Source organism: Actinoalloteichus caeruleus (assembly GCF_049311605.1).
In the GTDB taxonomy this organism is placed as follows: domain Bacteria; phylum Actinomycetota; class Actinomycetes; order Mycobacteriales; family Pseudonocardiaceae; genus Actinoalloteichus_B; species Actinoalloteichus_B caeruleus.
The window spans coordinates 5,031,465-5,049,823 of sequence record NZ_CP186005.1; the positions used below are offsets into that span (position 1 = coordinate 5,031,465).

The 18,359-nt window shown below is 72.1% G+C and carries 20 protein-coding genes and 1 tRNA gene; 14 read left to right on the plus strand and 7 right to left on the minus strand.

Going from position 1 to position 18,359, the window contains the following annotated elements; genetic code table 11:
* Window positions 1-154 precede the first annotated feature (154 nt).
* Both ACOJVX_RS20465 and ACOJVX_RS20470 read left to right on the plus strand, forming a co-directional pair.
* On the plus strand, window positions 155-1,054 hold the full coding sequence (locus tag ACOJVX_RS20465) for a DUF3105 domain-containing protein (protein ID WP_418154455.1): 900 nt from the start codon (window positions 155-157) through the stop codon (window positions 1,052-1,054).
* A gap of 17 nt (window positions 1,055-1,071) precedes the next feature.
* Window positions 1,072-1,818: a DUF305 domain-containing protein gene (locus ACOJVX_RS20470; RefSeq protein WP_422647020.1), complete on the plus strand. Its 747-nt coding sequence runs from the start codon at window positions 1,072-1,074 to the stop codon at window positions 1,816-1,818.
* Window positions 1,819-2,280: 462 nt separating this feature from the next.
* On the opposite strand, the gene ACOJVX_RS20475 is transcribed toward ACOJVX_RS20470, so the two are convergent.
* A complete protein-coding gene (locus ACOJVX_RS20475; RefSeq protein WP_051712959.1) occupies window positions 2,281-3,252 on the minus strand; it encodes a cation diffusion facilitator family transporter in 972 nt (323 codons plus the stop codon).
* Window positions 3,253-3,449: 197 nt separating this feature from the next.
* Here ACOJVX_RS20475 and ACOJVX_RS20480 point away from each other — a divergent pair.
* Window positions 3,450-3,522, plus strand: a tRNA-Arg gene (locus tag ACOJVX_RS20480).
* Between the two features lie 640 nt (window positions 3,523-4,162).
* On the opposite strand, the gene ACOJVX_RS20485 is transcribed toward ACOJVX_RS20480, so the two are convergent.
* The gene (locus tag ACOJVX_RS20485; RefSeq protein ID WP_026418644.1) at window positions 4,163-4,771 is read right to left on the minus strand and encodes a TetR/AcrR family transcriptional regulator; all 609 of its coding nucleotides are present in this window, start codon (window positions 4,769-4,771) and stop codon (window positions 4,163-4,165) included.
* A gap of 437 nt (window positions 4,772-5,208) precedes the next feature.
* On the opposite strand from ACOJVX_RS20485, the gene ACOJVX_RS20490 reads away from it, so the two are divergent.
* The gene (locus tag ACOJVX_RS20490) at window positions 5,209-5,742 is read left to right on the plus strand and encodes a hypothetical protein (protein WP_030105526.1); all 534 of its coding nucleotides are present in this window, start codon (window positions 5,209-5,211) and stop codon (window positions 5,740-5,742) included.
* A 227-nt stretch (window positions 5,743-5,969) separates the two neighbouring features.
* On the opposite strand, the gene ACOJVX_RS20495 is transcribed toward ACOJVX_RS20490, so the two are convergent.
* Window positions 5,970-6,374 carry a winged helix-turn-helix transcriptional regulator gene (locus ACOJVX_RS20495; RefSeq protein WP_245588772.1) on the minus strand — a complete coding sequence of 135 codons (405 nt, stop codon included), beginning with the start codon at window positions 6,372-6,374 and terminating at the stop codon, window positions 5,970-5,972.
* A gap of 25 nt (window positions 6,375-6,399) precedes the next feature.
* Between ACOJVX_RS20495 and ACOJVX_RS20500 the strand changes: the two genes are divergently transcribed.
* Window positions 6,400-6,831: a YybH family protein gene (locus ACOJVX_RS20500; RefSeq protein ID WP_016697463.1), complete on the plus strand. Its 432-nt coding sequence runs from the start codon at window positions 6,400-6,402 to the stop codon at window positions 6,829-6,831.
* On the opposite strand, the gene ACOJVX_RS20505 is transcribed toward ACOJVX_RS20500, so the two are convergent.
* Window positions 6,828-7,079 carry a hypothetical protein gene (locus ACOJVX_RS20505; protein WP_337661796.1) on the minus strand — a complete coding sequence of 84 codons (252 nt, stop codon included), beginning with the start codon at window positions 7,077-7,079 and terminating at the stop codon, window positions 6,828-6,830. The two genes, ACOJVX_RS20500 and ACOJVX_RS20505, sit on opposite strands and share 4 nt — an antisense overlap.
* A 1,158-nt stretch (window positions 7,080-8,237) precedes the next feature.
* Here ACOJVX_RS20505 and ACOJVX_RS20510 point away from each other — a divergent pair.
* Genes ACOJVX_RS20510 through mnhG form a run of 6 tightly spaced genes read left to right on the plus strand, consistent with a single transcriptional unit; the run spans window position 8,238 to window position 14,001 of the window.
* On the plus strand, window positions 8,238-11,060 hold the full coding sequence (locus ACOJVX_RS20510; protein ID WP_026418650.1) for a DUF4040 family protein: 2,823 nt from the start codon (window positions 8,238-8,240) through the stop codon (window positions 11,058-11,060).
* Window positions 11,057-11,401 (plus strand): sodium:proton antiporter, encoded by a 345-nt coding sequence (locus ACOJVX_RS20515; protein ID WP_016697459.1) that lies wholly within the window; start codon window positions 11,057-11,059, stop codon window positions 11,399-11,401. Before ACOJVX_RS20510 ends, ACOJVX_RS20515 begins: the two co-directional genes overlap by 4 nt.
* Window positions 11,398-12,897: a monovalent cation/H+ antiporter subunit D family protein gene (locus ACOJVX_RS20520; protein WP_016697458.1), complete on the plus strand. Its 1,500-nt coding sequence runs from the start codon at window positions 11,398-11,400 to the stop codon at window positions 12,895-12,897. Before ACOJVX_RS20515 ends, ACOJVX_RS20520 begins: the two co-directional genes overlap by 4 nt.
* Complete coding sequence (locus ACOJVX_RS20525; RefSeq protein ID WP_016697457.1) at window positions 12,894-13,343, plus strand: Na+/H+ antiporter subunit E; 450 nt, start codon at window positions 12,894-12,896, stop codon at window positions 13,341-13,343. Before ACOJVX_RS20520 ends, ACOJVX_RS20525 begins: the two co-directional genes overlap by 4 nt.
* Window positions 13,340-13,597, plus strand: coding sequence for a monovalent cation/H+ antiporter complex subunit F (locus ACOJVX_RS20530; protein ID WP_016697456.1), 258 nt, complete (start codon window positions 13,340-13,342; stop codon window positions 13,595-13,597). The genes ACOJVX_RS20525 and ACOJVX_RS20530 overlap by 4 nt, the downstream gene beginning before the upstream one ends.
* On the plus strand, window positions 13,594-14,001 hold the full coding sequence (mnhG, locus tag ACOJVX_RS20535) for a monovalent cation/H(+) antiporter subunit G (protein WP_051313888.1): 408 nt from the start codon (window positions 13,594-13,596) through the stop codon (window positions 13,999-14,001). Before ACOJVX_RS20530 ends, mnhG begins: the two co-directional genes overlap by 4 nt.
* Before the next feature lie 31 nt (window positions 14,002-14,032).
* Here mnhG and ACOJVX_RS20540 read toward each other — a convergent pair whose 3' ends face one another.
* The 3 genes from ACOJVX_RS20540 to ACOJVX_RS20550 all read right to left on the minus strand — a co-directional run bounded on the left by ACOJVX_RS20540 (window position 14,033) and on the right by ACOJVX_RS20550 (window position 15,957).
* A complete protein-coding gene (locus ACOJVX_RS20540) occupies window positions 14,033-14,251 on the minus strand; it encodes an RNA-binding S4 domain-containing protein (RefSeq protein WP_051313905.1) in 219 nt (72 codons plus the stop codon).
* Between the two features lie 170 nt (window positions 14,252-14,421).
* Entirely contained in the window at window positions 14,422-15,216 is a 795-nt protein-coding gene (locus ACOJVX_RS20545; protein ID WP_016697453.1) for a S1 family peptidase, read from the minus strand.
* 339 nt (window positions 15,217-15,555) lie between these two features.
* Window positions 15,556-15,957 carry a winged helix-turn-helix transcriptional regulator gene (locus tag ACOJVX_RS20550; RefSeq protein WP_422647021.1) on the minus strand — a complete coding sequence of 134 codons (402 nt, stop codon included), beginning with the start codon at window positions 15,955-15,957 and terminating at the stop codon, window positions 15,556-15,558.
* 110 nt (window positions 15,958-16,067) lie between these two features.
* Here ACOJVX_RS20550 and ACOJVX_RS20555 point away from each other — a divergent pair, with 110 nt between their 5' ends.
* The 3 genes from ACOJVX_RS20555 to ACOJVX_RS20565 all read left to right on the plus strand — a co-directional run bounded on the left by ACOJVX_RS20555 (window position 16,068) and on the right by ACOJVX_RS20565 (window position 18,170).
* Complete coding sequence (locus ACOJVX_RS20555) at window positions 16,068-16,472, plus strand: hypothetical protein (RefSeq protein WP_418155316.1); 405 nt, start codon at window positions 16,068-16,070, stop codon at window positions 16,470-16,472.
* Between the two features lie 126 nt (window positions 16,473-16,598).
* On the plus strand, window positions 16,599-16,991 hold the full coding sequence (locus ACOJVX_RS20560) for a VOC family protein (protein ID WP_418155314.1): 393 nt from the start codon (window positions 16,599-16,601) through the stop codon (window positions 16,989-16,991).
* Window positions 16,992-17,084: 93 nt separating this feature from the next.
* On the plus strand, window positions 17,085-18,170 hold the full coding sequence (locus ACOJVX_RS20565) for a saccharopine dehydrogenase NADP-binding domain-containing protein (RefSeq protein ID WP_418155313.1): 1,086 nt from the start codon (window positions 17,085-17,087) through the stop codon (window positions 18,168-18,170).
* Window positions 18,171-18,359: the final 189 nt, after the last annotated feature.

Genomic DNA, 18,359 nt, shown 5'->3' on the forward strand with positions numbered 1-18,359 from the left:
GCGACCCCCGCGAGGGGTCGGCACCGTCCGCCATCCCGGTCTGACCCTGGGTGAACGAGAGGCCGACCACACGTACCGAATTCCGCTCGCGGCTCATAGACTGTCCGCCGTCAGGTGCGGAGTGCGGTAGTCACGGAGACGAGGTCCGACAGGCATGGCGAGCGGAAAGAGCTCCAAAGCGGTACGCAACGCCCGCGCGGCGACGGCCGTGAAGAAGTCGAAGCCCTGGGGCACCCTGGCCGCCGTGGCGGTGCTGGTGCTCTTCGCCGGCGGCATCTTCACCTACGTCTACACGCAGTACGAGGCCACCGCCGACATCCGCGCCTTCACCCCCTCGGAGGAGAACCAGAACCCGGCCCTGGACATCGAGGGCGTCACCAGCGAGGAGTACGCGGGCCAGCTGCACGTGGTCGCTCCGCAACGGGTCGCCTACCAGGAGTTCCCGCCCAACGGCGGGCCGCACGACGAGGTCTGGGCCGGCTGCAACGGCGTGGTCTACGACACCCCGGTCCGCAACGAGAACATGGTCCACTCACTGGAGCACGGCGCGGTCTGGATCGCCTACAACGAGGACCAGATCCAGGGCGAGGACCTGGAGACGCTGCGGAACAAGGTGATCGGCGAGCCGGCGATGATGATGTCGCCCTACCCCGACCTCGACAGCGCGATCTCGCTCCAGGCCTGGGGCCACCGGTTGAAGGTCGACAGCGCCGACGACGAGCGGATCGACCAGTTCATCACGGCCCTCCAGCTCAACGCCTACGTCTACCCCGAGGTCGGCGCCACCTGCATGCCGAACCCGGCGCGCTTCGACGTGGACAACCCGCCGCCCTTCGACCCGAGCGAGCCCGGCCCTGACGCCATGCCGATGTCGGCGAACCCGGAGGACTTCGGCGGCTACACCGGTCCCGGTGACGAGATGCTCGACCCCTCGGGCGCCCCGGAGGCGAGCGAGCAGCCGGAGGGCGAGGAGGACCCGACCGGGGACGAGTCGGAGGCCCCCGGATCCGACGAGGGCTCTGACGCGTCCGACGAGGGCGACACCAACGACTGAGGGCTGAGGGCCACGTGGTGACGAGGCACCCGAGGGCGCGGAGCGGGAGCGCCGAGAAGAGCGACGGTTCGCCGCCCCCGGGGGCCGGCTCCGGTGGGCCGCCGTGGATGCGGGCGGTGACCCTCGTGGGCGCGGTGCTGGCGCTGCTGCTCCTCGGCGCCGCCGGCGGCATGCTGGTCGGGCTGCCGGGGGCCGGCGGTTCGGCGGCCCCGTCGGCGGAGTCCGTGGACGTCGGCTTCGCGCAGGACATGACGATCCACCACCGCCAGGCGACGACGATGGCGACCCTGTACCGGGTGAACGGGGAGGACCCGTCGATCTCCCAGCTGGCCTTCGACATCGACACCAACCAGCGCGAGCAGATCGGCTGGATGCAGGGCTGGCTGAACATCTGGGACCGTTCGCTGACACCCGTGGACGGCTACATGAACTGGATGACCGGCCCGGAGGGCCACCAGCACCACGGCGCCGTGCCCCAGGACGAGAACGGTGCTCCGGCGATCATGCCGGGCATGGCCAGCGAGGAGGAGCTGGCCGAGCTGCGGGCGGCTCGGGGCGAGGAACTCGACGTCCTGTTCCTCCAGCTGATGCTCCGCCACCACGAGGGCGGTGTCGAGATGGCCACCTACGCGGCGGAGCGCGCCGGTCGGGTGCAGGTGCGCAACCTCGCGTCGAACATGTTGCAGCACCAGACCGCGGAGAGCGCGAAGATGGTGGGCATGCTGCGGGAGCGCGGGGCCGAGCCGCTGCCCTTCGACAACTGACCGACCCCACCGGCGCCGCGAGGGCGGTACTGGTCGGGAGCCCGCCCCTGCCGGGTGCCGGGGTGTGTTCGTACCCCCACCGCGCTCGGGCCGTCGGTGCGCTCGTGCTGGCGTACCGACCGCCACCACCCCCGGCGACGCGCCCGCCGAGGCGGGCGACTGACCGGCGACGCGCCCGCGCGCTCCTCGGCGGCGGTGCGCCAGGTCGTCCCCGCCGTCCCGGGCCGCCCCGGCGGGGGGTTCGTGGCCCTCTCCCGTTCCGACCTCCCGGGGGCTCGGCCGCCGCCCTCCACCCGTGCCGGTGCGACCGCCGGCGCGCTGATCGTCCCGCCACCACCGCCGGCTGGCCCCCGGGAGGTCGGGGCACGCCCGGGTTTGTCGGCGCCCCCACCTCCGGACGGTGCGCGACGGCTGGTCAGACCAGTGGTGGTCCGCCCGGTGCCCCGTCTCGGGCCGAACGGTTCACCAGCTCAACTCGCGGCAACTCATCGGGAGGTGGGCGGGTTCCACCTGGAGGGTGGCGTGGTGGATGCCGTACTTCTCCGCGAGCATCCGTTGGGCCTCGCCCAGCACGGTCCCGGTGTCGCCGTCGGTCTCGATCGTCAGGTGCGCCTGGAGGACCTCCATGCCGGAGGTGAGGGTCCAGACGTGGAGGTCGTGCACGCCGACCACGGCCGGGAGACCGACGAGGTCCCGCCTGAGCTGGCGCACGTCGACCTCGGCGGGCGCTTCCTGCACGAGGATGCGCAGGGCCTGGCCCGCGAGCCGTGCGGTCCGGGGGATGACGAAGGCCGCGATGGCGACGGCCACGAGCGGGTCGGCGTACCGCCAGCCGAAGAGCAGCGTGACGGCGGCGCCGATGAGCACCCCGACCGAGGCCAGCGTGTCGGCCAGCACCTCCAGGTAGGCGCCCCGCACGTTGATGCTCTCGGCCGCGCCCTGTCGCAGCAGGGCGAAGGCGACGAGGTTGGCGACCAGTCCGGCGGCGGCGGCGATCATGACCGGGCCGCCCTCGACCTCCGGCGGATCCGTGAAGCGGTGGGCGGCCTCGTACAGGATGAAGCCGGCGACCGCGAAGAGCAGCAGGGCGTTGGCCAGGGCCGCGAGCACCTCCAGCCGGTAGAGGCCGAAGGTGCGGCGCGTCCCGGAGGCGCGGCGCGCGGCTCGGCGGGCGGCGGTGATCGCGGCGAGGGCCATCCCGATGCCGAGGACGTCGGTCAGCATGTGGCCGGCGTCCGAGAGCAACGCGAGGGAGCCGGTGGCGAGGGCGACCACGACCTCCACGACGAGGAAGGTGACGAGCACGCACAACGCGGCCACCATCCGCCGCACATGCCTCCCGGACGCGCTCACCGCGTCGGCCGCGGTGATGCCGTGCCCGTGCCCGTGCCCCCGGTGCCCCTCGTCGGAACGACCGCCGTTGTCCGCTGTCATCTCGTCGCCTCCCGGAGCGAACATATAGCGATATGCGCATGAGTACAAGTCCGCAATCGCGCGCTCCCCCGGCCTAGGAGAACGAGGAGGTGAACTCGTTCAGGCGTCAACCAAGGGGGGGTGCGCGAACCCCCGATCGGGATGCGCTAAGCTTTCCCCGTCGCCGGCGAGGGGAATCCCGAAACCGACGATGGTGAGCCCTCGTAGCTCAGTGGATAGAGCACTGCCCTCCGGAGGCAGGTGTCACAGGTTCGAATCCTGTCGAGGGCGCAACGAGACCAACGAGCGCGGTGGCGGGCATCCCCCACCGCGCTTCGTCGTGTGCGGGCGACACGTCCTAGTTCCCCCTCGCGGTTTTCGGGAGACCCCAGACCCGCGAGACGGCACGTCTCCTCGACCAACTCCACGCTGGCGGACCGCGGCCGGCGGCTCACCTCACCCAGGGATGGGGTCGCGCCAGGAGAGCGGTCCGATTCCGCCATCGAGCTGTCCCCGGGACCCACGGGGGCGCGCGGCGCCCCACCGAAGCTGACGTGACGGTGGCGGCTTGCCTCCTCCCGGGCCGAGGGAGGCCGGCGGACGCTGCGCGAGCGAGCCGGTGCACGGGCGGGAGCGAGGCGTTCCCCCGGCAGGAGAACGACGAGACGTTCCCGCGCCGACGGCCAACCACCGCCGCCCCGCCCGGCTCGGCAGCTGACCCCCGGCACGGAGACCCGAGGGCGCTCCCCAGCCCGCTCTCGCCCGCCCGGGTACGCCAGTCGGGACCGCACGAGCGCCCAGGAGCGGCGGCCCTGGGGGACGAGGTCCTCGTCGGCGTCCCGACACCCACCACCGGCCCAGCCCGCGTCCCCACCGGCGGGGAGGGCCGAGCCCGGGACCATCCGCTCACGGAGGAGGCGGGTCGCCAGGCTCAGGAGGGGACCGGCGTGTCGTCGCGGTCGCCCACGAGTTCCTCGATGGCGGCGAGGGCCTCCTCGGTGGGCAGGTCCTCGTCGAGCACCAGGTGCAGCATCAGCCCGTCGAGCAGCGCCACCACCAGGGTGGCGACACCGGCGCAGCGGCTCGCCGACCAGTGCGGTCGGAGCGTGGCCAGCCGGTCGGCGGCCTGCGCCCTCGACTGGCGCATCTGGTCCCGCATCACGGCACCGAGGTTGCTGTCCCGCATCGCTCCGACAACGAGTTCGACCGCGAGCCGGCTCGCCCGCGTGCTCCCGGAACTCGGCAGCAGACCACGCAGCGTGTCCAGGGCGGCCTGTTCGTCGGAGGCCTCCAACAGCTCGTCGATGACCGGGTTGATCACGAGGTCACCCGCGCGTTCGGCTATCGCGCGGTGCAGGTTGCCGACACCTCCGAAGTGGTAGTGGATCAGCCCGACGTTCGCGGTCGCCCGCTCGGCGACCGCACGGGTGGTCACGGCGGGCCATCCGCCCTCCGCCAGCAGGTCGACGCCGACCGCCACCAGCTGCTCACGGCGTCGTTCACCTCGCCCGGGACCTGGTCGATCGACTGTTTTGGTCACTCGACCAAATTAGCACCCCGGCGGGCGCCGTACCCGGAGTTTGCGCGATTCCCGGCGGTTCGGCCCGGAGAACGGCGGAATCGGCCGGTGACCATCGCGGGCAGGATGGACGCGTCGCGCCCCCGCCGACGGGAGTGCGGCGATCGTCCGACGGGGCGGCACCCGTTCGGCGGTTACGGAGCGTCAGAACGCTGCCGGCGGCGACCGGGTGCCCCACCACTGGGCGACTCTGGTGCCACCAGGTAGTTTCCACAGTGGAAGCTCCGGTGCACGCGTTTCCCGTGCTGCCACGCTCGGCACCTGGGATGACGTCGAAGCGACGGAAAGCCGCGTCAGGGGAACCCGCCCAGACCCGACGTCGGCTCGAGTTGGCAAGATACGGACTCGCCGGTGCCTCGTGACGTCTCGCGCGGAACGCGGAAGCAGAAAGGATCCTGGTGAACTCGCAAACCATCCAGGTCGACGACCTCCGCCTGCTCGCAGTGCCCAATGCCGTGAATCTCGCCGATCTCTTTCTCCGGTTCACCCTGTCCGAGTGGTCCTTACGCCCCTTGCAGGACGACGCGTCCCGCGTGATGAGCGCGCTGGTCACGGCCACCGTCGAGGACACCGACCAGCAGTCGGCGGGCTTCATCACGGTGCGCCTGCGCCTGCGCGGTGACTGCCTCGTCGTGGAGGTCGAGACCGAACGGTTCAACGAGCACGCCCCGGTGCTGGCCCAGTTGTCGGAACTGCGCACCGGGCTCGTTCCGCTCGACGGCGGAATCCGACTCGCCTGGTGTGAGCTCCCCCTGCCGACGGGGTTGAACGGCACGGCGGTCCCCCTGCCCCAACGGGAGCGACGCCCCTCCCCCGCCGCCGAGGCGATGGCGGGGGAGCCGGACGACTTCGACCCCCAGGTCATGCAGCGGCTGCTGTTCGGCCTGAGCGGAGCGGGCAAGCCCCCGCACGACGGCGGCCTGGGCAACTGACGCCGCACCTCCGGGGCGGGGCGGTTTCGCCCCGCCCCGATCGGCGCGAGGTCCGTCCGGAAGGGTGACCGATCCGCGGGCCGCGCCCGAAGGCCGACGTCATCCACCCGACCGCGGCCGTGGTGCGCGCGCTGACCTCTCCTCGTGACTCCGGGGACGGGCTGGAGCGGAGCACCCGGCCGGGCCGTCACACCTCGGTCGCGGCCGACAGGTCCCACCGACCTGGTTCAGCGGCGCGGGGGCAGGCCCCCGAGGGCCTGGCCGGTGCGGTAGAGGCTGATCAGCAGTGGGCGCAGCGCTGTCCCGCGCTCGGTCACCGCGTACTCGGTCCGCGCCGGGAAGCCGGGGGCGCGCGTCCTGCCGACCAGGCCGCGCGCCTGGAGCTCACCCAACCGCTCGGTCAGCACCTTCGCGCTCAGGGTGGGAAGTCGGCGCCGGAGTTCCGTGAAGGAGCAGGGCCCGTGCAGGAGTTCCCGTAGCACCAGCGTGGTCCAGCGACCGGAGACGGCCGCCAGCGCGACCTCGACCGGGCAGTCCGGGTCCGGCCGCTGGGTGCGCCCCGCCACGTCCGGGACCAGCTCTCGGTCCCAGCCGCCGTCGGCCCTGACCACGGTTTCCGTTTGGTTACCCACGTGCGCCTCCTGTTGGCTCCGCTCCATGAGCGAGACTCCGACCCACATCCAACTCACGACGGACCCCGCACGGCACCCCGAGGTCTTCGCCTCGGCGTTCAACACCGGCGACGTCGACATCCTGGAACAGGTGTACGAGCCCGGGGCGCTGTTCGTTCCCCAACCCGGCACGGCCGTGACGGGGGAGGCACGGCGACTGGCCAACGCGGAGTTCCTGGAACTCGGGCTGCCCATCACCGTCTCCCCCCGCCACGTCTACGCCCTGGACGACGTCGCACTCTTGATCGTCGACTTCGTGATCGCCGGAACCGCGCGGCACGGCGGCTCCGTCCGCATCGAGGGAACGGCGACGGACGTGGCGCGCCGGGGGGCCGACGGGTACTGGCGCTACGCCATCGACAACCCCTTCGGCGTCGCGGAGGGGCCGGCGGGGTCGGGGCGAGCCAGCACCGCCTAACGGAGCAGGCGGAACCAGCCCAGGTCGATCTCTATCGGCAGGACCAGCAGGGGGAAGGTGAGGACGAGGCAGATCGCGCACAGCAGGAGGATGACCCGCCTGGTGGTCGGCGAGTCGCCCACCACCGCCGACAGGAGCGACACCGCGAGGCGAATCGCTTCCAACACCCCACCGCGCGAACCCCACCGTTCACCGGTCTTGCCCCCGACCTCGGTTGCGTCGAGCCAGGGGTCACGGCCTACTGTCATCAGGTTGGTCCTCCCTCGGAGCGCCAGGCGGACGCTGATCTCTGCCAGGAGCGGGCGTCCGCGAGCGCGGCTGGTGGCGACCGACCGGGGCGGCTTCCTTCCGAGGAAGCCGCCCACCACCGGCACCAATTCGTGCAAAGCAACCTACACCGGTGGGTCGATATCGCGACTACTGGCTGCCACCACTCGCTCAGCGGGCAGAAATCTTCCACGAACGGCCCAAGACGAGAGCCAAGGCGGTCAGCAGAACTAATATCGGCTGGTAGACGCAGTTCACTCGAGGCTGGAACACTCGTGGCGCCCTCGGCACGGCCCCATGCGCCGCCCGCGACTCGGACCTCCCCACCACCCGATCGTCCACGTCAGCCACCCCCAGTTCGACTACTCAGGGTAGTTTTCGGCCATGCCAAGCCTTCCCCCGCAAGGACTTATATTCCCTCGGCATATCGCCTACCGGTGATATGCTCGTCGCTCTCAGTCCCCACCGCCACGGGCGGGCTCCCCGCGTCGCGGTCGGAGCGACGGCGCCTTGAGGACGAGGCCGGCACGTCGCGCCTCGACTCCCCTCCCCCCGTGGTGGCCGAGCGGTTTGGAGCGGTGCCCACCGTTCCCGGGCTGGTAGGGTCCGTCGCGATGTCGCTCGCGCGGGGAGAGTGAGGTGCCGGTGCGCGTCGCCAGCTCGGCCCTCCCACCGCCACGGGAGCCCACCACGAGGGTGGCCGGTCCTGCCCCCAGGGCGCGGACCAGCCGCGCTCCGCAGCCACGACCGGCGCGCTGGCCCCAGGCGGTCCCAGCGGTGGCCCCCATCCCGTCGCCCGCGCTCGAGTCGACCCGTCGAGCCCTTTCCACGCCGCACCCGGTGCTGCCCCCCTCGGACACGAAACGGGCGACCGGCACCAACGGCTACACGAACTCCTGGGGAACCAACGCGCACGGCGAACTCAGCGGGTGCCCGCCGCCCCGTTCCCACGCCCTGGTCAGCGCCTCCTCTCCGCGCTGACCCGCTCCGTGGCCCCGGTCGGGACGCCACGGTCGTTCGCCCTACCCGGATTTCGCCCTCCTCGGGCTCCGGCTGTCACCGCCTTCCTCGTCCCGTGACCCGCGTCGCGGGACCACCGAGTGACGGCTGCCCCGAAGCCGAGCTGAGAGGTCACTCGTTTGGTCCTGCCACTGGTTCTCGCGGCGCTCACCGCGCTGGCGCTGGCGGCTCCCCTGCTCGACCGGTTCCTGGGCCGGTCGACGGGTTGGCCGTTGGCCGCCGCGTTCCTGGGCCTCGCCGCGCTCGTCGCCACCCGGGCACCCGAAGTGCTGTCCGGGGCCGGGGCCCCGTCCTTCGACGCACCGTGGATGCCCGCCGTCGGTGTGGGCTTCCACCTGCGGCTGGACGGTCTCGCCCTGCTGTTCGTCTCGCTCGTCCTGGTCGTGGGCGCACTGGTGATGGCCTACTCGGCCAGCTACTTCTCCCACGGGCGGCACGGCGACTTCTACCTGCTGATGACGCTGTTCGCCGCGGCGATGTTCGGTCTCGTCCTCGCCGACGACGTGGTGCTGTTGTTCGTCTTCTGGGAGATCACCACGATCTGCTCGTTCTTCCTCATCGGGAGATCGGGGTTGTCCGCGAGCCGCCCGGCGGTGCGGACGCTGATCCTCACGGCCGCGGGTGGCCTCGCGCTGCTCACCGCCGTGGTCCTGATGTGGGTGACCACCGGGACGACCCGGCTCAGCGTGATCCTGGAGCACTCCGCCTGGACCGACGACCCGGCCTTCGCCACCGCCGTCGCGGTCCTGGTGATCCTCGCCGCCTTCACCAAGTCCGCGCAGTTCCCGTTCCACTACTGGTTGCCCGACGCCATGGCCGCCAGCACACCGGTGAGCGCATACCTGCACGCCGCGGCGATGGTGAAGGCGGGGATCTACCTGCTGATGCGGTTCTCCCCCGCGCTGGCCGACCACGCGGTCTGGCAGACCGCGCTGATCGGCTTCGGCCTGGTGACCGCCGTCCTCGGCGCGCTGTTCGCCCTGCAACGCCACGACCTGAAGGAGCTGCTGGCCTACTCGACGGTGAGCCAGCTCGGGTTCCTCGTCGCGATCATCGGGGTGGGCACCCCGGCGGCGATGGCGGCCGCCACGGCCCACACCCTCGCGCACGCGCTGTTCAAGGCCACCCTGTTCATGCTGGTCGGCGTGGTGGACCGCGAGGCGGGCAGCCGGGACATCCGGAAGCTCACCGGTCTCCGACGGGTCATGCCGGTCACCGCGACGCTGACGGGGCTGGCGGCCCTGTCGATGGCCGGTGTTCCGCCGCTGCTGGGCTTCGTCAGCAAGGAGAGCATGTTCGGCGCCTTCCTCGACGCCCCGGGCCCCGGATGGGTGGGGCCGGTCGTGGGCGGGGTCGCCGTGGTGGGGGCGATCCTCACCTTCGCCTACTCCTTCCGGCTGGTCTACGGGGCTTTCGGCGGGCCCACCGAGCAGAGCCACCTCCGGGAGCCGAAGGCGGCGTTCCTGTTCCCCGCCGCCGTGGCGTCGGTGGCGGGTCTGGTGCTCGGGCTGGTGGTCCCGCTGCTCAACCCCCTGGTGGACCGGGTCGTCACCGATACCTGGGGGCTGGTCCACGACAGCGACCTCGCGCTCTGGCACGGTTTCTCCACCGCGCTGGGGATGTCGGTGGTCGTCCTCGGCGCCGGGACGGTGCTCTTCCTCCGACGGGCGTGGCTCGACCGGGTGTTGGACCGCTCGTTGTTCCCCGTCCGGGGGACGGAGGTGTTCGAACGCCTGTACCGGGGGACGATCGCCCTGGGTGCGCGGGTGGGTGATCTCACCCGGAGCGACTCCCCCGCCCAGCACCTCGCGATGCCCTTCGTGCTGCTGGCGGTGCTGGCCTCGGTCGCGTTGTCGGCCGGTCTCGCCGTCGGCGACTTCCCCGCTCCGGTGAGCCGGCCGATGGACTGGGTGCTCGTCGCCCTGATCGCCGCCTCGGTGCTCGGAGCGGTGGTGGCGCGCTCCCGCCTCGCCGCGCTGGGGTCGATCGGGGTGGGGGGTTTCACCGTCGCCCTGTGGTTCTTCACGCTCGGCGCCCCCGACGTCGGTCTGACCCAGCTGCTGGTCGAGGTGCTCACCGTCGTCGTCGCGGTCCTGGTCCTCCGGCGGCTGCCACGGTCCTTCCACCCGACGGGGAGGGTGCGGAGGGCCGCCGCCGCGGTCCTCGCGATCGTCGCCGGTGGGGTCGCCGCGCTCGCCACCTACACGATGACCGGTCGCCGGGAGCTGTCCCCCGCGGCGGACTACTTCCTGACCGAAGCCGAGAACGAGACCGGCGGCACCAACGTCGTGAACACCATCCTGGTGGACTTCCGCGCGTTGGACACGCTGGGGGAGCTGACCGTGCTCGGCATCGCCGGGCTGGTGATCGTGGCCGTGCTCAACGCCAACGGCCTGCTGCCGAACCGGCAGCCGACGGCCATCCACCGGTTCGCCGGCAGTCCCATTGATTCGCCGACCGATGCCACCATCCTGTTCCGCACCGTGGGGCGGTGGTTGGCGCCGCTGGTGATCCTGTTGTCGGCCTACCTGCTCCTGCGGGGCCACTACGAGCCGGGCGGCGGGTTCATCTCGGCGCTGGTGGGCGGCGCCGGGTTCGCCCTGGCCTACCTCAGCGCGCCGAGTTCGGACCGCGCCCCGATCCGCTGGCCCTACATCGCCCTGATCGCCTCCGGTGTCGGGGTCGCGGTGTTGACGGGGGTGGCGGGCTACCTGGAGGGGAGCTTCCTCCGGCCAGTCCACCTGGACATCCCGCTCCCCTGGGGGGGTGAGTACCACTTCACCTCGGCCCTGGTCTTCGACGTCGGTGTCTACCTGGCGGTGATCGGTGTCGTGGTCACGGCGTTGAACCGGCTGGGAGGGGATTCCGGCCCGCCGGGCGGGATGCCTCGTTCGCGGGGCGCGTCCAGGTCCGGTCGGAGCGCGGGGAAGGAGACCCGATGACTCTCGCGATCTCCGTCGGCCTGCTGGTGGCCGGCGGCGTGTACCTGGTGGTGCAGCGCGGCATGGTGCGCATCACCTTCGGCTTCGTCCTGCTCGGCCACGCGGTGAACCTGCTGCTGGTGTCGGGTGGGGGCGCGTTCCGCAGGGAGGCCCCGCTGATGTCGGAGACGGACGCCTCGGTGGCGGCCGATCCGCTGCCGCAGGCGTTCGTCCTCACCGCGATCGTGATCGCGTTCGCGATCACCGTCTACATGCTCACCCTCGCCGGGGTCGGCAAGCGGGACGATGACACGCGGGGCGGCCCGGCCGTGTCCGGCGAGAAGGACGAGGAGAAGGCATGACCGGCGCTCTCCTGCCGTTGGCCGTGGCGGTGCCGCTGCTCGCCGCCGCGGTGTTGACCGTGCTCCGGGAACCCGCCCTACCGCGCCGGGTGATCCTGCTCGGAACGAGCGCGCTGAGCCTCGGGTTCGGTGTCCTGCTCGTCGTCGCCAGCTGGGACGGCGGCATCGTCTCGCACAACGTCGGTCTCTGGCCGAACGGGATCAGCATCCCGTTCGTCGGGGACATGTTCGGCGCCCTGATGATCGTGGTGACCTCGCTGCTGACACTGGTGTGTTCGGCGTTCGCGATCGCCGCGGGTGACGAGGAACGCAGGTTCTTCGCGCCGCTGGTCCTCGTCCTGGCGGCGGGTGTGAACGGGGCGCTGCTCACGGCGGACCTGTTCAACCTGTTCGTCTTCATCGAGGTGATGTTGCTGCCCTCGTACGGGCTGCTGGCGATGCTCACCGGCATCCGGGGGGTGCGGGCCGGCCGGCTGTACGTGGCGATGAACCTGCTGACCTCGACGGTGTTCCTCGCCGGCGTCGGCCTCGTCTACGGGGTGACGGGCACCGTCAACCTCGGGGAGCTGGCCGGGCTGGCCGCCGAATCCGAACTGGTGGCCACGGCGGTGGCGGTCGTGTTGATCGCCCTGTCGGTCAAGGCCGCCGTCGTCCCGGTGCACGGCTGGTTGGCCAGGACCTACCCCTACGCCTCCCCCGCGGTGACCGCGTTGTTCTCCGGGCTGCACACCAAGGTGGCGATCTACGCGATCTACCGGGTGTACGCGGTGGTCTTCGAGGGGGACAGCACCTACCTGTGGATCGGTGTGGTCGCGATGGGCGTGACCATGGTGGTGGGGGTGCTCGGCGCGGTCGGGGAGAACACGACGCGGTCGATCCTCGCGTTCCACATGATCTCCCAGATCGGCTACATCCTGCTGGGGGTGGCGCTGTTCGGCCCGCTCGGCCTGACCGCCGGCATCTTCTACCTGTTGCACCACATGGTCGTGAAGGCGTCGCTGTTCCTGTCCACCGGAGCGGTGGAGGTCACCTACGGGACGAACCGGCTGGACCGGCTGGGTGGGGTGGCCAGGACGGAACCGCTGCTCGCGGCGGCCTTCCTCGGTGCCGCCCTGTCGCTGGCCGGGATGCCGCCCTTCTCCGGGTTCGTGGCGAAGTTGACGCTGGTGCGGGCCGCCTTCGACGAGGGGCAGGTCGCGGTGGCGGTGGTCGCCGTGGCGGTCAGCCTGCTCACGCTGATGTCGATGCTGAAGATCTGGGGCGGGGTGTTCTGGGGCCGGTCCCCGGAGGACGTCGCGGGGCACCACCTCGAACGGCACCCGAGAGGAGCACTGCTCACCAGGGTCCGGCCGGCACTCGTGCTGCCAGCCCTGGTCCTCACCGGGGTGACCCTCGGGGTGGGTATCGGGGCGCAGGGCCTGCTGGTGCTGGCGGAACAGGCGGCGGCGGGACTGCTGGACACGTCCGGCTACATCGAGGCGGTGATCGGCCGATGACACGGCACCTGGCACGGATCCTCCGGCTGGTCGGGTTCCTGGGGTACTACCTGCTGGAACTCGTGAAGGCGAACGTCTCGGTGATCAGGGAGACCCTGGTCCCGAGTGACCGGTTGCGGCCCGGCATCGCCGAACTGCCGCTGCGCTGCCGGACGGACCTGGAGATCACGATGATCGCGAACCTGATCTCGTTGACCCCGGGGACGCTGACGGTGGCGGTCAGGGCGGAGCCGCCGACCCTGTGGGTGCACGGGATGTTCGCGGAGGACCGCGAGGCGTTCCGTGCCGAGTTGTACGAGATGGAGGGTCGGATGCTGGTGGCGATGCGGTTGTCCGCCGCCGCCGGCGCGCTGCCCGGTCCGGGGCCGGCGGATGGCCCCGCGTCCGAGGCGGGTGGCGTGGCGCGTCGGTCCGCCGACCGCGGCGAGGACGGAGACGAGACGTGATCCTCATCGATCTGGCGATCGTGCTGGTCGCCCTGAGCCTGCTCGCAGCCGTGGTCCGGTTGGTGCGCGGCCCCTCCGACGCGGACCGGGGTCTCGCCGGGGACCTGGTCTTCTTCGGTTTCGTCGCGCTCGTCGCCCTGGTCGGCCTCCGCGCGGACAGCGAGGTCGTCTTCGACGTGGTCCTGGTGGCCACCCTGGTCGGGTTCCTGGCCAGTCTCTCGATCGCCCGGCTCGTGACAGGGGGGAAACGATGAGCGTGCTGCTCGGTCACGTGGGAACCGCGCTGGTCGTGGTGGGTGCCCTCGTGCTGGCGCTGGCCGGGGTCGGGCTGCTGCGCCTGCCCGACCTGTACACGAGGGCCAGCGCGGTGACCACGGCCTCGGGTCTCGGGGTGGGGCTGGTGCTGGTGGGTGTGCTGCTGCACCACCCCAGCCTCGGGAACACCGTGAAGGTGGTGTTGGCGGTCGTGGTGCAGCTGACGACGGCGGCGGTCGGCGGTTACGCGATCGCCAGGGCCGGCTACCTGACCGGTGTCCCGCTGGCGAAGCGGACCCGCTACGACGAACTGGGGGCGGTGGTGCGGACCGCGCGGGGCGGTCCGGAGCGGCCGGGCCGGCGCCGCCGTCCCGGCCGTCGGCGGGGACGGGGACGGGGCTGAGCCACGGGCCTGGCCGGGCCGTCGCGTCCGGTCAGGCCCCGGGGCCGACGACGCGGGTGGTGCGCCCTCTGGCTGCCACCACGTCCCCCGGGGCGAGCTGGCGGCCCCGCCTGGTCTCCGGCTGGTCGTTGACGGTGACCTGCCCCGACTCCAGCATGTCCCTGGCGTCACCGCCGTCGGAGGCGAGGTCGGCGAGCTTGAGGAACTGACCGAGTCTGATGCTGCCGTCCCGGATCGGCACGTCGTCCATGCCGACCATCATGCCGGTGCCGGGCGCGACGCCGCGCACCGCTCCTCGGGCGCCCGGCCGTGGCGTGCGGCGCCGGTGCTCGGCGTTCCCCAGGACGCGGAGCGGGCCGGGTGGGAGCGCCGGGTGTGGGTTCCCCGACGCTCCCCGACCGTGGTGCGGTGACGCCTCGGTCAGCCGAGTTGGGCCTGGATGTCGGCGGCGTAGGTCGAGACGCGGGCGTAGACGCCGGGGTAGCCGGCCCAGGCGCAGCCGTTGCCCCAGGAGACGATGCCGATCAGCTTCCCGTCGACCACCAGCGGGCCGCCGGAGTCACCCTGGCAGGCGTCGTAGCCGCCCTCCGGGAACCCGGCGCACACCATGGCGGTGCTGTTGTACTGGGAGTAGGCCCCCGCGCAGGTGGCGTCGCTGGTCACCGGGACGTCCACCTCCAGCAGGTAGCGGGAGGCGGCGCCGCCGGAGGAGGTCGCCCCCCAGCCGAGGACCTTGCTGGTGGTGCCGGCCTCGTACAGCGCCGTGTCGGCGGGTGTGGCGAGCGGCAGCGTCTCGTAGGGGAGGTCGCGGTCCAGGGTGAGCACCGAGACGTCCTCGCCGATCAGGTAACTCCGGTAGTCGGGGTGGTTCCAGATGCTGGTGACGGAGGCGACCACGCCCGCCGTGCCGTTCTTGTCCTCGCGGCCCGCGACGACCCGGACGGCCGAGGCGGAGCGGTTGATCGTGCAGTGCGCCGCCGACACGACCTTGTTCGGCGCGACGAGCGCTCCGCCGCAGAACTGGGAGCCGGCGGTGTTGGTCAGGTAGACGGCCCACGGGTAGTCGGAGATGCTGGCCCGGGTTCCGCCGACGATGCGGGTGCCGACGTCTCCCGCCTCGGTGCCGGGCACGGTGGGGGCGGGGGCCCCGGCGATGGGCTCCGTCTCGGCCGCGGCCTGGATGCCCGTGAGCGGGAGGAGCGCGGCGGCGAGCATGGCGCCGAGGGCGGCCCACCGTCGGGACTTCGTGTTAGCCACGTTGGTCTCCTTCGTTCGCGACGCCGTGTGGACGAACCTGCGGCAGGGAGTGGCCGTCCGGCATCAGGAACATCAAACAGACGGTCCACACGCCAACGACAGGCCCAATAGAGGTAACCCGAAGAGACTCCACAATTACCTTCGGTAATCACGGTTGGTGTTCACACGACCGTCATGAGCCGCTGGTCAGGACGTCATGCGCGGGTGGACGCGACGGCACCACCCGCCCCGGCCCCGGTGGGCACGGGGCGGTCGGACGGCACGGCGAGTCGCGGCGGGAGGGAATTCGGGGCCGCCTCAGCTCCCGGGGGGCTCCGCCCTCCGCTCGTCGAAGGCACGGCGAGCGCCATCGATCTCGTCCAGGTACCGCCGGGTCCAGGCGCACATGCCGTTGACCGTGTCCCGCAGCGCCTCGCCCGCCGCGGTGAGCCGGTACTCCACCTTCGGCGGGATCGTCGGGTACACGGTGCGGTGCACGACGCCGTCGCGCTCCAGCCCCCGCAGCGTCTGGGTGAGCATCTTGTGGCTGATGCCCTCGATCGACGACCGGAGCTCGGTGAAGCGGAGCGTCCGCGTGCCCAGCACGGTGATGACCAGCAGGGCCCACTTGTTCGCGATCCCCGCGAAGATCTCCCGAGCCAGGGAATGGGCCCTCGTCACGTCGGCGTCGTCCGGTGCGGGCCTGACCTGTTCGGTCACCGCGAGGTTCCCTTCTCACCGCGGAGTGCGTTCTTCCAGCTCACAGCCTACTTCCCTACGGTTCCCCGGTATCCGGTGGTAACCGACCACCCGGGTGGAAGGGGAGTTCCATGACGATCCTGCGGACCTACGCGCGGCTGTGGACGGAGAACCTCGACGACGCGCTGCCGCTGCTGCGCGAGTTGACCGGCACCGAGCCGGACCTCCGGCTGAGCTTCGAGCGGGTCGAGCTGGCCACCGTCGGCGACTTCCTCGTGATCGGCGGGCCTCCCGAGGAACGCGCCCGGTACCAGCACGCCTCGGCCACGGTGGTGGTCACCGACCTCGACGAGCTGGAGGTGGTCCTCGCCCGGGCCGGCGGCACCATCACCACTCCCCGCGCCGCCGGTCCCACCGGCCACTTCCTCTACGCCCGCCATGCCGACGGCATCGAGGTCGAGTACGTGGAGTGGACCGAGGACCTCGTCGTCCGGCGGCTGACGCCAGGCGGCGTGTCCGAGCCGGACCCCGCCTGAGCCTCGCGGCTGATCCACCCCAGTCGTGGGCCGCCCACCGGGTGGCGGCCCCCACCGCTCCGCCCGAGTTGTCGGTCTCCTCCCCCAGGCTGGGGACGACAGTGATCACCGGAGAGGAGAACGGACATGCGGGACCACGCGCAGGGCACCATCGGCACCGTCACGGGGTTCGACCTCACCGTGTCGGACACCCCGGGCATCCGGGACTTCTACGCGGCGGTGGTGGGCGGGGAGGCACGGCCCCTCGGGTTGGGGGACCGCGACGACTACCAGATGCTGGCCGCCGACGACACTCCCAGGGCCGGGGTGTCCCCTCGGCGCGGCGCCAACGCCGACCGACCCGCGCACTGGCTGAGTCACGTCACCGTCGCCGACCTCGACACCAGCCTGGAGCGGGTGCGCGCCCTCGGCGGCCGGGTGCTGACCGAACCCCGGGGCACCGGGCCGGGCGCCTACGCCGTCATCGCCGACCCCGCCGGGGCGGTGCTGGCACTACGGCAACGAGCGGTGGACGGTTGAGGACCGGCTCGGCGGGCGCGCACCGGACGTCCGGGCCCGAGCCGCCGTAGCCTCGGAAGGACAGCCACGTCCACCTGGGAGCGGAACCCGACCATGACCACCCGTGACGTCCCACCCCGCGAAGTCGACCCCGGTGGGAGTTGCCTGGTCCTCGGCGGTGCCGGGGCGGTGGGCCGCCACCTCGCCCCGATGCTGGGGCAGGTCGTGCCGGGTGTGGTGGTGGTCGCGAGCCGGTGTCGCCACCGGGCGGCCGCCGTCGCCGCCACGGTCCAGGGCGGGAGCACCGCCGTCCAACTCGACCCGCACGACCCGACCGCCCTCTCCGAGGCCCTCCGGGACGTCGGGACGGTCGTGAACTGCGTGGAGGACCCCGAGGGGTGGGTGGCGGGCCGCTGCGCGGAACGCGGAGTCCGCTACGTCGACATCAGTGCCAACGCCGAGGTGCTGGGCGCCGTCGAGGCACGACGAGCGGACTTCCTCCGCAGCGGGACGACGGCGGTGCTCAGCGTGGGTGTCGCGCCGGGCCTGACGAACCTGCTGGCCACGCACGCGGTCTCCCGGCTGGCGGAGGCACCGGCCAGGGTCGAGATCGGCGTCCTGCTCGGGACGGGCGAGGCGCACGGAGCGGCCGGCGCGCGCTGGACGGCCGAAGGGCTGGCCGCCGCCCCCCGTGGTCGCGGCGCCGGCGGCAACCCCCGCCTCACCCGGTTCCCCGAGTTCGGTGCGCGCCGCGCGTACCCCTTCCCCTTCTCCGACCAGGAACACCTACGGGCCACCCTCGGGGTGCCGGTGACGACGCGGTTGTGCTTCGACAACCCGGCGGTGACGGCGGCGGTGTTCCGGGCCCGCCGGGCGGTGCGCCCGCTGGTGGCGCGTCTCGGAGCCGGTGAGCGGGTGGCGGCGACCGCTGGCCGGGTCCGCCTCGGGGGCAGCCGGTTCGCCGTCGTCGCCGAAGCCGTCGGGGCCGGGGGCGGGTCGGCGCGCTTCGGGGTGACCGGGGACGGGCAGAGCAGGGCGACCGCCCTGGTCGCCGCCCGGGTCGTGGAGCTGATGACCAGCGGTGCCCACCCGCCCGGCGTGTTCCACCTCGACCAGTTCGTCGAGCCGGCGCGGTTCCTCTCGTCCCTCACCGGCGCGGGGCTGCGGTGGCACGAGCGGAGGAACGTCGGCTCGGGCTGAACGTCGCGGATCGCGGGAGCGAGGGGCGACTGGAGTGGCGCACCCGACGGTGGGAGGTCATCGGCGAGCTCCTCCGCATCGGCCAGTCGGACGTGTCGACGCATGGGCACTTTCTCGCGCGAGACGTGCTCGTGGGGGAGGCGAGCTCACCCACCGGTCCGCCACGCGATGTCGCGATCCCGGGCGTGA